Genomic DNA, 11,423 nt, shown 5'->3' on the forward strand with positions numbered 1-11,423 from the left:
TCTCGGATGATGCGCAGTTGATACGGTCACTTCCCGGCGTAGGTCCCGTAGCCTGCATGCAGCTGATCGCACAGATGCCGGAACTCGGCCGGGTCGGACCGAAACAAATTGCGGCGCTTGCCGGCCTGGCCCCCTTCAACGTTGACAGCGGCGCCTTCCGTGGCAAACGCAAGATCGCCGGGGGCCGAAAGCGCGTGCGTGACGCCCTCTACATGGCCGCTCTGAACGCGGTTCGCCGCGCCGATCCGTTCAAAGCCTTCTACACCCGACTGCGACAGACCGGCAAACCAGCCAAACTCGCCCTCATTGCCGTCGCCAGGAAGCTGCTCACAGTCCTCAATGCCATCATGCGCGACAGGAAACCGTACCTGCACACCAAGCCAACATAACAGTTGCCGGATCTGCGCGCGCCTGAGGCGCGCTTGTCCGGGACGACGCGGAGAGTGGGACGGAGCGCTCCCTAAACGCGCTACAGCACCTCGCCCTTCAGCAACCGCGGTATCTCACCGGTCAAACCCGCGGCCTGGCGGATGAACAGGTTCTTCAGCGGCGGGGCGCGGTCGACCAGGCCGAGGCCGATGTCGCGCACGGTGCGCAGCAGCGTCGATTGATTCGAGAACAGGAAGTTGAGCGAGTTGGTGGCAACGCCCATGGCCATCGTGTCGAAACGGCGCCAGCGCTGGTAACGTTCGAGCACGTCGGCGGCGCCGATATCCATGCCGAGCCGCGCGGCATCGACCACGACTTCGGCCAGCGCGGCGACGTCCTTCAGCCCCATATTGAGACCCTGGCCCGCGATCGGGTGAATGACGTGGGCGGAATCGCCGACCAGCGCGAGGCGCTCGGCGATGAAGGAGCGTGCGACGAAATAGGACAGCGGAAACGCGCGCGGCTTGTCGAGCGCCTTCACCTCTCCGAGATGCAGGCCGAAGCGTTGCTCGAGCTCGCCGTGGAATTCTTCGTCGCTCAACGCAACGATACGCGCGGCTTCGCTGCGGCGCTCGGTCCATACCAGCGAGGAGCGTTTGCCCGAAAGCGGCAGGATCGCGAACGGACCCGCCGGCAGAAAATGCTCTTCGGCGCGGCCCTCGTGATCGCGCTCATGGCCGACGGTGACGACGATGCCGGATTGATCATATTCCCAGCCATGGGTAGCGATGCCGGCGCGTTCGCGCAGTTTCGACTTCGCACCGTCGGCCGCGACCAGGAGGCTCGCCGCGATGACACTGCCGTCGCCGAGCGTCACGTCGATGCCTTCGGCCCGCGCGTCGTAAGACGACACTGTGGTCGCGCGGAGATCAATGCCCTCGGCCTCGGCGCGCACCACCAACGCATCAATCAGGCGGCGGTTCTCGACCATATGCGCAAAGGGCTCGCCCGGCGCGACATCGCCGGCAAAGTTGAGGAACGCCGGACGGGTGGCGTCTTCGAGCTTTGAATCGGTGACGATCATGTCGAGGATGGGCTGCGCCTCGCCCCTGACGTCATCCCAGGCGCCGATCGCCTCGAACAGGCGGCGGCAGGCGGCCACGATCGCGGTGGCGCGCGGGTCGCGGCTGGGACGGGTCCCGAGCGCGGGGTCGGCGACGATGACGGGGATCTCGGGCCCGAGCCCCTGGCGCAGCGCCAGGGCCAGCGCCAGGCCTGCAAACGCGCCGCCACCGATGACAATGCTACCCTGTACCGACATACCCAATTCCCGGCTAAGTCTTCGCGTTTCTTAGTCTTGCTAGCAGACTTGAGGTGGGCGAAACAGTGCGGTGAAACAAGGGCGGAAAGCCCCCATTGTGTCATTCCGGAGCAGCGAACCCGGGGCGGCAAGGCGAAAGCTGAATTCCATGTCCAAGAGCCTGATCGACCTCATCTCGATCCTCGACCTCGAACAGCTCGAGGTGAATCTGTTCCGCGGCAACCGTCCGAAGACCAGCTGGCAGCGGGTGTTCGGCGGCCAGGTGATCGGGCAGGCGATGGTTGCGGCGTGCCGCACCGTCGAGGGCAGGCTGCCGCATTCGCTGCATTGCTATTTCATCCTGCCCGGCGATCCGCAGATCCCGATCATCTACCAGGTCGAGCGCCTGCGCGACGGCAAGAGTTACTCGACGCGACGCGTCACCGCGATTCAGCACGGCAACGCGATCTTCTCGATCATGGTGTCGTTCCATGCCGAGGAGGAGAGCGCGTTCGATCACCAGGACAAGATGCCCGACGTGCCGCCGCCGGAAAAGCTGACGGCGGAGGAGGTGGCGAAGCAGCCGATGTTCAAGGAGATGCCGGAGTTCATCCGCCGCTACTATGAATCCGACCGTCCGATCGAGCTGCGCCCGGTCGAGCTCGGCCGCTATTTCGGGGAGAGGATCGAGGACGGCCGCATCCATGTCTGGATCAAGACCGCGGCGACGCTGCCGGACGATCCGGCGCTGCACATGTGCGCGCTGGCCTACGCGTCCGACTTCTCGCTGCTCGATGCGATCATGGCGCGCTACGGCCGCACCCTGTTCGACAAGCGCATGATGCCCGCGAGCCTCGACCACGCGATGTGGTTTCACCGCCCGTTCCGCGCCGACGAATGGCTGCTCTACGCACAGGATTCGCCGAGCGCGCGAAGCGGCCGTGGCTTGACGCGCGGCTCGATCTTCAAGCCCGACGGCACGCTGGTGGCTTCCGTCGCGCAGGAAGGCTCCGTGCGCGAACGGAAGGCCTAGGAGGCACAAGCACGATCGATCGCGCTTATGCCTCTCGAGGTCATGCCCTGAGCGATCCGCGCGGAGCCAGAACGGTCTCCGACGCGAACCAGTTCATGATCCAGCGATATACCCACGGGATCGGGATGATGAAGCCGCACAGGAATGCGGCCACGATGCCCCGCCAGAGAATTCCGAGACCGCTGCCGTTGAAGACGATCTCGCGCCGCGTGCCTTCGATGCTGCGACAGAACCAGCGCATCTGAGCCGCGGCGACCCAGGCCCAGCCGATGATGGTGATGATGGAGATCGCAAACAGCAGGCTATAGCCGACATAGGCCCAGACCGTGCCGGTGAAGCTCAGGCCGAGCGGCTGCCCGTTGGAGGCGAGGTTCGCGACCATCCATTTGATCAGGAGCCAGTACAGAACGATCTGGGCAATGAACAGCAAATTGCTCAGCAAGGGGACGCCGATCAACCCGATCACGATCGCCAGAACGATGAACCCGAAATACCAGGGCACCAGCGCCATCGCATTGCCGGTGAAGCTGAGATTGGGCCGCCCGGGGACCTTCACGCAGGACACGATCCATTTCGTGTACCAGACGAACACCCACGGCACCGGGATGATGAAGCACATGCCGATCAGCATCACGATGCTGCGCCAGGTGAACTCGAGGATGCCGAAATCGACCGCCAGCGATCCTCCGCCGCCACCGCCGCCGTAGCCCCCGGAGCCCATCATCGGCGGGCCGCCAGCCGGCATCATCGGGGGTGCACCGCCGCCGCTGATCAGGCCGGGGATTTCGGCCGCCTTCTGCCAGCCGGCCATGCCCTCCGACCACACCAGCGTATCCGGGCGCACGACTCCCTGGGCGACGAGGTCGCGGAATTGCCCTTCCTGATAGGGCCCCTGCTGCTTGCCCTCGGATGCGTAGAACCAACTCGCCATGAAGCGTCCCCCTCGAACATAGTTTTGTACCGGCCGCGACGCTTGGGTTCATCGCATCCATGCCAAAAACGCATTGTGGAGGATGAACGGCTGCCCTGTACAGAGGCGGCCGTTCACATGGCCCAACGATTTTCCGCTTCAATCTGCAACTTTTTTATGCCATTTGCCCGGAAAGATGCCAGATTGACGCAGCGCCGGGGACATACGGCGCGGCGCATCCCGGGGAATAGGCCTGACCATGAAACTCGTCGTCGCGATCATCAAACCCTTCAAGCTCGATGAAGTCCGCCAGGCGCTGACGGCGATTGGCGTCCACGGCATGACCGTGACCGAAGTGAAGGGCTATGGCCGCCAGAAGGGCCACACCGAGATCTATCGCGGCGCCGAATATGTCGTGAATTTCCTGCCGAAGCTGCGGATCGAGATCGCGGTTGCCTCCGATATCGCGGAGAAGGCCGTCGCCGTCATCACCGCGACCGCGCGCACCGGCCAGATCGGCGACGGCAAGATCTTCGTCACGCCGATCGATCACGCGACCCGCATTCGCACCGGCGAGACCGACAGCGACGCGCTCTAGATTTTTGCCTTGACGCGTTTTCGTTTCGCGAAGCGGTATCCGCTTCGCTCGAAAACGCTCTTCTTCGATCGCACCGGGCAACGGCGCCACAGCGTGCGACGCAATCAATAGCTGGGGGAAACGACATGGCGGGATTGTTGCGCCGCGCGGCTGCTATTGCCGCGCCGATCGGGCTTGTGTCGATCATGGCTTCGCCGGCGCGTGCCGCGGGCTCCGAGATCAACACCGCCGACACCGCCTGGATGATCGTCGCCACCGCATTGGTGCTGATGATGACGATCCCGGGGCTCGCGCTGTTCTATTCCGGCATGGTGCGCAAGAAGAACGTGCTCGCGACCATGGCGCAGAGCCTCGCCGCGGTGACGATCATCTCCATTCTCTGGGTCGCGTTCGGCTATTCGCTGTGCTTCGTCGGCGACGGCCCGTGGATCGGCACGCTCGACCGCTGGTTTCTCGCCGGCATGACCATGGACAGCGTCAACCCGGCGGCGAAGACGATCCCGGAAGCGCTGTTCATGCTGTACCAGATGACGTTTGCGATCATCACGGTGGCGCTGGTCGCGGGTGCGGTGGCCGACCGGATGCGGTTCTCCGCCTATCTGCTGTTCTCGGTGGCTTGGTTCATCTTCGTCTACATTCCGCTGGCGCATTGGGTCTGGGGCGGCGGCTTCCTCGCCAGCATGGGCGTGCTGGATTTCGCCGGCGGTCTCGTGGTGCATCTGTCGGCCGGCACCGCCGGCCTCGTCGCAGCGAAGGTGATGGGACGCCGCCACGGCTACGGCACCGAAAATCTCTCGCCGTTCGATCTGTCGCTCGCGGTGATGGGCACCGGCCTGTTGTGGGTCGGCTGGTTCGGCTTCAACGGCGGCTCGGCGGGCGCAGCCAATTCGCGCGCGGTGTTGGCGATCATCGCGACCCATCTCGCCGCCTGCTCCGGCGCGCTGACCTGGGGCGCGATCGAATGGTCGACGCGGCGCAAGCCATCCGTGCTCGGCATGATCTCCGGCGCGGTCGCCGGCCTCGGCACCATCACGCCGGCCTCGGGCTTCGTGGCGCCCTGGCACGGCATCGTCATCGGCGTGATCGCGGGCCTCGTCTGCTACTGGGCCTGCACGTGGCTGAAGCATCGCTTCGACTATGACGATTCGCTCGACGTGTTCGGCGTCCACGGCATCGGTGGGCTGACCGGCACCCTGCTGGCGGGCGTGTTCGCAACCAGCGCGATCGGCGGCACCGCCGGCCTGCTCGAAGGCCATCCGCAGCAGCTTCTGAGCCAGCTCTACGGGGTCGCCGTCACGTTCGTCTGGTCGGCGGGCGTGAGCTTCATCCTGCTCAAGCTGGTCAGCCTTTTCGTGCCCCTGCGCGTCTCGCGGGAGCACGAGCTCGAAGGACTGGATATTTCGCAGCACGGCGAGGCGCTGCAGTAATTGGGCTTGCGCAACACATAAGCGTATGCTTATATGTTGCCATGATCGAAGCCGACATCTTCAAGGCGCTGGCCGACCCGACCCGCCGCAAGGTCTTTGAGAAGCTTGCCGGCGGAAGCCTGAATGCCAGCGCTTTGCGCGACGGATTGGAGATCAGCCAGCCGGCGATGTCGCAGCATCTCGCGGTGCTGCGCGGGGCAGGCCTGGTGCGCGAACAGCGGCAGGGCCGCTTTGTGAATTACGAAGTCGATCCCGAAGGAATCTCCGCCATCGGGACCTGGCTTGCGCGCTACCGCGCCTATTGGCCGAAACGCATGGATGCCCTCGCCGATCTCTTGAAGGAGATGGATCAATGAGTGACGCCGTGAAGCCTGATCCCTCCGACGCAGCGCTCGTGCTCGAATATCAATTCGATGCGCCGCCGGCCAAGGTCTGGCGCGCGGTGACCATTCCGGCTTTGCGCGAGCGCTGGCTGCCGGATTGCGATCTTGCGGGCGCCGAGCCTGAGACATCGATCCCGGGCCAGGAGGTGCGCTACCGGCTTCGCGATTCCGAGCCGCCGTTTCGCGAAAGCCATGTCATCTTCCGGATCGAGCCGAACAAGGACGGCGGCACCCGCTTCCGCATCATCCAGCAAGCCTGCGAGATCCGCATGAAGCTGCCGCAGCCGGCCAACAGCAATGGCTGCCTGATGCGCGCGGCCGCCTGACACCAACACCACTTCATCACCCGCAGACATGGAGGTCGCCGATGCGCGACATGCTTCAGCTCGTTCCTATGGTCGTCGAACAATCCGCCCGCGGCGAGCGATCCTTCGACATCTATTCGCGCCTGCTGCGCGAGCGCATCATCTTCCTCAACGGCGAGGTCAATGATGCGATGTCCGGACTGGTCTGCGCGCAGCTCTTGTTCCTGGAGGCGGAGAATCCGAACAAGCCGATCAATCTCTACATCAATTCCTATGGCGGCGTGGTCACCAGCGGCCTCGCGATGTACGACACCATGCAATTCATCAAGGCGCCGGTGCATACGCTGTGCATGGGCACCGCGCGCTCGATGGGCTCGTTCCTGCTGATGGCCGGCGAGCCCGGCCACCGCGCCGCCCTGCCCAATGCGAGCCTTCACGTGCATCAGCCACTCGGCGGCTTTCAGGGCCAGGCGTCCGACATCCTGATCCATGCCACCGAGATGCAGGAAACCAAGCGGCGCATCATCCGGCTCTATGCCCAGCATTGCGGGCGCCCCGAGCCGGACGTGGAACGGACCCTGGACCGCGACCACTTCATGACCGCACAGCAGGCGGTCGACTGGGGGCTGATCGACCGGGTCTTCGCGGAACGCAGCGCCGCCTGACGGTCTCTGCCGGCGACCGCTCGGCAGGCCTCGCCCCTACTCAAGCCGGTTGGCCGGTTGCGCGCATTCCGTGAGCAGAAGTACGGGGAGCCCGATATTTCGCAGCACGAACGGCCCTGCAACAGGCGTTCGCGCTACTAAATTACCTTTCCACTGCCCGACGCGTGGGCATCAATGTGTCGGCAGCTTGACGTGCCTTTATTTTAATCAGGCATGATCAGCTATTGAGCGCGGCGTAATGGCGCACTGCACCGCAATACGCGTCAAACGCGAAAACACCCGTTTTCATAGTCCGTTAGGCAACACGCCCGATCTGGCACGGCATTTGATTCTATGGGTCCTGGCTGTGCCCGCGTAGTGAACTTTCTCCCTCGTGGCGAACCAGTCGAGAAACGCCCGGCCACGTCCGGACCGGGCCCAAGCGGGGATAGGACCCATGAAAATTGTTATGGCGATTATTAAGCCATTCAAGCTGGAAGAAGTCCGTGACGCCCTGACCGCCATCGGCGTTCACGGTCTCACGGTGACGGAAGTCAAGGGATATGGCCGCCAGAAGGGCCATACGGAAATCTATCGCGGCGCCGAATATGCCGTGAGCTTCCTGCCCAAGATCAAGATCGAGGTCGCTGTCGCCTCCGACCAGGTCGACAAGACCATCGACGCCATCACGACCGCCGCGAAAACCGGTCAGATCGGCGACGGCAAGATCTTCGTCATCAATCTCGACCATGCGGTTCGCATCCGCACCGGCGAGGCCGATGCTGCGGCCCTTTGATTTCGCGCTCAATCAAAATTCAATCAGGAGTAAATGAAATGACGTTTAAGCGTCCCTATGGCGCGGGATTGGCGGCTCTCGCAGTCGGCCTGTTCGCTGCGACCGCAGCCTACGCCGAGCCAACGGTCAACAAGGGAGACAACGCCTGGATGCTGACATCGACAGTGCTCGTGCTGTTGATGACGATCCCCGGTCTCGCGCTTTTCTACGGCGGCCTCGTCCGCTCCAAGAACATGCTCTCGGTCCTGATGCAGGTGTTCTACACCGTCTGCGTCGTCACCGTGATCTGGGCCGTGTACGGCTACAGCCTCGCCTTCACCGGCGGCTCCGACTTCATCGGCGGCTTCTCCAAGGCCTTCATGATGGGCGTTACCACCGACTCGAAGGCCGCGACCTTCTCGGTCGACGCTAACATCTCGGAGCTCATCTATATGTGCTTCCAGATGACCTTCGCGGCGATCACGCCCGCCCTCATCGTCGGCGCCTTCGCCGAGCGCATGAAGTTCGCCGCGCTCGCGCTCTTCGTTCCGCTCTGGGTCACGCTGATCTACTTCCCGATCGCGCACATGGTCTGGTACTGGCCCGGCCCGGACATGATCCAGGACGCAGCCAAGGCTCTGGCTGCTGCGGCTGATGGCGCGGCGAAGACCGCGGCGCAGGCCAAGCTCGATGAGATCAACGCCGACGCAGGCTGGATCTTCAAGAAGGGTGCGATCGACTTCGCGGGCGGCACCGTGGTGCACATCAACGCCGGCATCGCAGGCCTCGTCGGCGCCCTGCTGATCGGCAAGCGCGTCGGTTACGGCAAGGAGCTGATGGCTCCGCACTCGCTGACCATGTCGATGATCGGCGCCTCGCTGCTCTGGGTTGGCTGGTTCGGCTTCAACGCCGGCTCCAACCTCGAAGCCAACGGCGGCGCGGCCCTGGCTATGACCAACTCCTTCGTCGCCACCGCAGCCGCCGCGCTGTCGTGGATGTTCGCGGAGTGGATCATCAAGGGTCACCCGTCGGTGCTCGGCGTCATCTCCGGCGCTGTCGCGGGCCTCGTGGCCGTCACGCCTGCCGCCGGCTTCTCCGGCGTGATGGGTGCGATCGTCCTCGGCCTCGTGGTCGGCGTGGTCTGCCTGTTCTTCTGCACCGTCGTGAAGAACGCGCTCGGCTACGACGACTCCCTCGATGTGTTCGGCGTGCACTGCGTCGGCGGCATCATCGGCGCCCTCGGCACCGGCATCCTCGTCAATCCGGCGTTGGGTGGTGCGGGCATCATCGACTACACCGCGATCCCGCCGAAGGTTGCCGATTACGACTTCGCGGCGCAGATGATCTCCCAGGTCTGGGGCGTCGGCACCACGCTGGTGTGGTCGGGTATCGGTTCGGCGATCCTCTACAAGGTCGTCGATGTGATCGTTGGCCTCCGCGCCAATGTCGAGAGCGAGCGTGAAGGCCTCGATATCACCGAGCACACCGAGCGCGCCTACAACATGTAAGTCTCCTCCCGGGCGCGACCTCCTCGGGGGTCGCGCTCACAACTACGGTTTGGGGCACATACCCGGCAATGTCCCGACCGTTGAGGGGCTCCAGCGCAAGTTGGAGCCCCTTTCTTTTTGTCCGGCTGGGCGGAAAGAAGCGCGAAGAAAAGGATTGCCATTCCGGATAACCGGCGCAGAAATATCGACCACAACAAACAACAAAAGGGAGGTCGTCATGCGTTTGGAAGGCGGATGCTATTGCGGCGAAGTGCGCTATGTCGCCGAGGGCGACCCGATGATGCAGGCGCAGTGTCATTGCCGTGAGTGCCAGTACATCTCGGGCGGCGCGCCCAACACTTTCATCGCGATGCCGGCGGCCGGCTTCAGCTACATCACCGGGCAACCCAAGCAGTTCACGCGCGAGGACCTCGAACGCGCCGTCACGCGCGAATTCTGCGCCGAATGCGGGACCCATCTGGTGACCAAGGTTCCCGGACTGCCGGCTGCGATCCTGAAGGTCGGCACGCTGGACGAGCCTGCGCAGTTCCATCCGCAGATGGCGATCTACACCTGCGACAAGCAGGACTTCCACGCGATCCCCGCGGGCATGGCGACATTCGAGAAGCTGCCGGCGCATTAAAGGCCGCGATGACGGCGCGCTCCCTCCCCCGCATGCGGGGAAGGGCTGGGGAGAGGGTGTCTCAACATCGGGACAGTCCCTGGATGGAGAGAACCCTCACCCGGCGCTACGCGCCGACCTCTCCCGCAAGCGGGAGAGGTGCAAGAACCAGCTCCCCCCGTGGCCCGCATCCCGTATGTTATCCGGCCTCATTATTCCTGCTCTGGACGGAGCCGGCGACCGATGGTTAATCGCGTCTTAACCTCGCCCTATCTATGGTGAACTGAACCGCTTCCCGCCGGCGCCTTGGTCGCGACCGGCTGTTCCAAGAGTGCTGGCGTCCAGAATGGCTATGACCGCTTCATCCCGTGCGCCGCAGGACAGTGGAAGCTCCGATAGCGAACGCTCTCCCTTCGTCCGGCTGAACGAACTGCTGGCGCCGCATCAGCCCGGCAAGCCTTTGATTTCGCTTGCCGTCGGCGAGCCGCAGCATCCTGTGCCCGACTTCGTCGGCCCGGTGCTGGCCAAGCATATCGCCGATTTCGGCCGTTACCCCGCGAACAAGGGCACCGACCCGTTCCGCAAGGCTGCGGGCGCCTGGCTGTCGTCGCGTTTCAGGCTGCCGCGCACCCTCGATGCCGAGAGCGAGATTCTCGTCCTCAATGGCAGCCGCGAAGGCCTGTTCCTCGCCGCGATCGCGGCGGCGCGCTATGTCGGCCCGCGTCCCGGCAAGCCGGCGATCCTGATGCCGAACCCGTTCTATCCGGTCTATGGCGCCGGTGCCCGCGCCGCCGCCTGCGAGCCGGTCTACCTGCCGACGACGGCCGAGAACGGCTTCCTGCCCGATCTTGACGCCATCGACGAGGCGACGCTGGCGCGCACGGTGGCATTCTATCTGGCCTCGCCCGCCAACCCGCAGGGCTCGGTCGCCTCTCGCGATTATTTCACGCGCCTGAAGCAGCTCGCCGACCGCTACGGCTTCGTGATCCTCAGCGACGAGTGCTATTCGGAGATCTACACCCGCGAAGCGCCCGGCAGCGCGCTCGAATGCGCCGGCCCTGATTTCACCCGCGTGGTTGCGTTCCAGTCGCTGTCGAAGCGCTCGAACCTGCCGGGCCTGCGCGTCGGCTTCGCCGCCGGGGACAAAAAACTCATCGGCATGTTCCTCGAGCTGCGCAACATCGCGGCGCCGCAGGTGCCGGTGCCCCTGCAGCATGTCGCTACCGTTGCTTACGGCGACGAGGCGCATGTCGAGGAGAACCGCAGGCTCTACCGGATCAAGTTCGATCTCGCCGACCAGATCATCGGCAATCGTTACGGCTATCACCGGCCCGACGCCGGCTTCTGCGTCTGGCTCAACACGTCAGAAATCGGCGACGACGTGTCCGTGTGCCTGAAACTCTTCACGGAAGCAGGCGTGCGCGTGGTGCCCGGCAGCTACCTGGCGCGGCTCCAGCCCGACGGCTTCAATCCCGGCGCAGGCTACATTCGCCTTGCGCTGGTGCAGGATGGCGAGACCACGGCGCAGGCGCTGCACCGCCTGGTCGAGACTCTGGGTTAGGCGGGGCCC

General features: G+C 64.3%; 13 protein-coding genes. 11 read left to right on the forward strand and 2 right to left on the reverse strand.

Features of this window, described 5'->3' with window-relative positions; all coding sequences use genetic code 11:
- A partial coding sequence (locus AC0L21_RS24095; protein ID WP_473264261.1) for a transposase occupies nt 1-389 on the forward strand: 389 nt, incomplete at its 5' end.
- Nucleotides 390-469: 80 nt separating this feature from the next.
- Here the strand turns inward: AC0L21_RS24095 and AC0L21_RS24100 are convergent.
- Nucleotides 470-1,690 (reverse strand): ubiquinone biosynthesis hydroxylase, encoded by a 1,221-nt coding sequence (locus AC0L21_RS24100; protein WP_473264262.1) that lies wholly within the window; start codon nt 1,688-1,690, stop codon nt 470-472.
- 148 nt (nt 1,691-1,838) lie between these two features.
- Here AC0L21_RS24100 and tesB point away from each other — a divergent pair, with 148 nt between their 5' ends.
- A complete protein-coding gene (gene tesB, locus AC0L21_RS24105) occupies nt 1,839-2,702 on the forward strand; it encodes an acyl-CoA thioesterase II (protein WP_473264263.1) in 864 nt (287 codons plus the stop codon).
- A gap of 40 nt (nt 2,703-2,742) precedes the next feature.
- Here tesB and AC0L21_RS24110 read toward each other — a convergent pair whose 3' ends face one another.
- On the reverse strand, nt 2,743-3,633 hold the full coding sequence (locus AC0L21_RS24110; RefSeq protein ID WP_473264264.1) for a DUF4339 domain-containing protein: 891 nt from the start codon (nt 3,631-3,633) through the stop codon (nt 2,743-2,745).
- A gap of 238 nt (nt 3,634-3,871) precedes the next feature.
- Between AC0L21_RS24110 and AC0L21_RS24115 the strand changes: the two genes are divergently transcribed.
- The 9 genes from AC0L21_RS24115 to AC0L21_RS24155 all read left to right on the forward strand — a co-directional run bounded on the left by AC0L21_RS24115 (nt 3,872) and on the right by AC0L21_RS24155 (nt 11,414).
- Nucleotides 3,872-4,210: a P-II family nitrogen regulator gene (locus AC0L21_RS24115; RefSeq protein ID WP_007598647.1), complete on the forward strand. Its 339-nt coding sequence runs from the start codon at nt 3,872-3,874 to the stop codon at nt 4,208-4,210.
- Nucleotides 4,211-4,335: 125 nt separating this feature from the next.
- A complete protein-coding gene (locus AC0L21_RS24120; RefSeq protein WP_473264265.1) occupies nt 4,336-5,637 on the forward strand; it encodes an ammonium transporter in 1,302 nt (433 codons plus the stop codon).
- A 41-nt stretch (nt 5,638-5,678) separates the two neighbouring features.
- A complete protein-coding gene (locus AC0L21_RS24125; RefSeq protein WP_247285017.1) occupies nt 5,679-5,993 on the forward strand; it encodes an ArsR/SmtB family transcription factor in 315 nt (104 codons plus the stop codon).
- Nucleotides 5,990-6,346, forward strand: a complete 357-nt coding sequence (locus tag AC0L21_RS24130; RefSeq protein WP_473264266.1) for an SRPBCC family protein — start codon at nt 5,990-5,992, stop codon at nt 6,344-6,346. The genes AC0L21_RS24125 and AC0L21_RS24130 overlap by 4 nt, the downstream gene beginning before the upstream one ends.
- Nucleotides 6,347-6,387: 41 nt before the next feature.
- Nucleotides 6,388-6,990, forward strand: a complete 603-nt coding sequence (locus AC0L21_RS24135; RefSeq protein WP_018459663.1) for an ATP-dependent Clp protease proteolytic subunit — start codon at nt 6,388-6,390, stop codon at nt 6,988-6,990.
- Between the two features lie 436 nt (nt 6,991-7,426).
- Nucleotides 7,427-7,765 (forward strand): P-II family nitrogen regulator, encoded by a 339-nt coding sequence (locus AC0L21_RS24140; RefSeq protein WP_007598642.1) that lies wholly within the window; start codon nt 7,427-7,429, stop codon nt 7,763-7,765.
- 38 nt (nt 7,766-7,803) lie between these two features.
- Nucleotides 7,804-9,252, forward strand: a complete 1,449-nt coding sequence (locus AC0L21_RS24145) for an ammonium transporter (protein ID WP_473248850.1) — start codon at nt 7,804-7,806, stop codon at nt 9,250-9,252.
- A gap of 217 nt (nt 9,253-9,469) precedes the next feature.
- Nucleotides 9,470-9,874, forward strand: a complete 405-nt coding sequence (locus AC0L21_RS24150) for a GFA family protein (RefSeq protein WP_473264267.1) — start codon at nt 9,470-9,472, stop codon at nt 9,872-9,874.
- Nucleotides 9,875-10,199: 325 nt separating this feature from the next.
- Nucleotides 10,200-11,414, forward strand: coding sequence for an aminotransferase class I/II-fold pyridoxal phosphate-dependent enzyme (locus AC0L21_RS24155; RefSeq protein ID WP_473264268.1), 1,215 nt, complete (start codon nt 10,200-10,202; stop codon nt 11,412-11,414).
- Nucleotides 11,415-11,423: the final 9 nt, after the last annotated feature.

The organism is Bradyrhizobium sp. WSM4873 (assembly GCF_055811355.1).

Excerpts from the sequence above, each read along its gene's own strand:
- AC0L21_RS24130 (WP_473264266.1), top strand. The coding sequence starts at position 5,990 with ATGAGTGACGCCGTGAAGCCTGATCCCTCCGACGCAGCGCTCGTGCTC.
- AC0L21_RS24100 (WP_473264262.1), bottom strand. The coding sequence starts at position 1,690 with ATGTCGGTACAGGGTAGCATTGTCATCGGTGGCGGCGCGTTTGCAGGC.
- AC0L21_RS24155 (WP_473264268.1), top strand. The coding sequence starts at position 10,200 with ATGGCTATGACCGCTTCATCCCGTGCGCCGCAGGACAGTGGAAGCTCC.
- AC0L21_RS24135 (WP_018459663.1), top strand. The coding sequence starts at position 6,388 with ATGCGCGACATGCTTCAGCTCGTTCCTATGGTCGTCGAACAATCCGCC.
- AC0L21_RS24150 (WP_473264267.1), top strand. The coding sequence starts at position 9,470 with ATGCGTTTGGAAGGCGGATGCTATTGCGGCGAAGTGCGCTATGTCGCC.
- AC0L21_RS24125 (WP_247285017.1), top strand. The coding sequence starts at position 5,679 with ATGATCGAAGCCGACATCTTCAAGGCGCTGGCCGACCCGACCCGCCGC.
- AC0L21_RS24120 (WP_473264265.1), top strand. The coding sequence starts at position 4,336 with ATGGCGGGATTGTTGCGCCGCGCGGCTGCTATTGCCGCGCCGATCGGG.
- AC0L21_RS24140 (WP_007598642.1), top strand. The coding sequence starts at position 7,427 with ATGAAAATTGTTATGGCGATTATTAAGCCATTCAAGCTGGAAGAAGTC.
- AC0L21_RS24115 (WP_007598647.1), top strand. The coding sequence starts at position 3,872 with ATGAAACTCGTCGTCGCGATCATCAAACCCTTCAAGCTCGATGAAGTC.
- tesB (WP_473264263.1), top strand. The coding sequence starts at position 1,839 with ATGTCCAAGAGCCTGATCGACCTCATCTCGATCCTCGACCTCGAACAG.
- AC0L21_RS24110 (WP_473264264.1), bottom strand. The coding sequence starts at position 3,633 with ATGGCGAGTTGGTTCTACGCATCCGAGGGCAAGCAGCAGGGGCCCTAT.
- AC0L21_RS24145 (WP_473248850.1), top strand. The coding sequence starts at position 7,804 with ATGACGTTTAAGCGTCCCTATGGCGCGGGATTGGCGGCTCTCGCAGTC.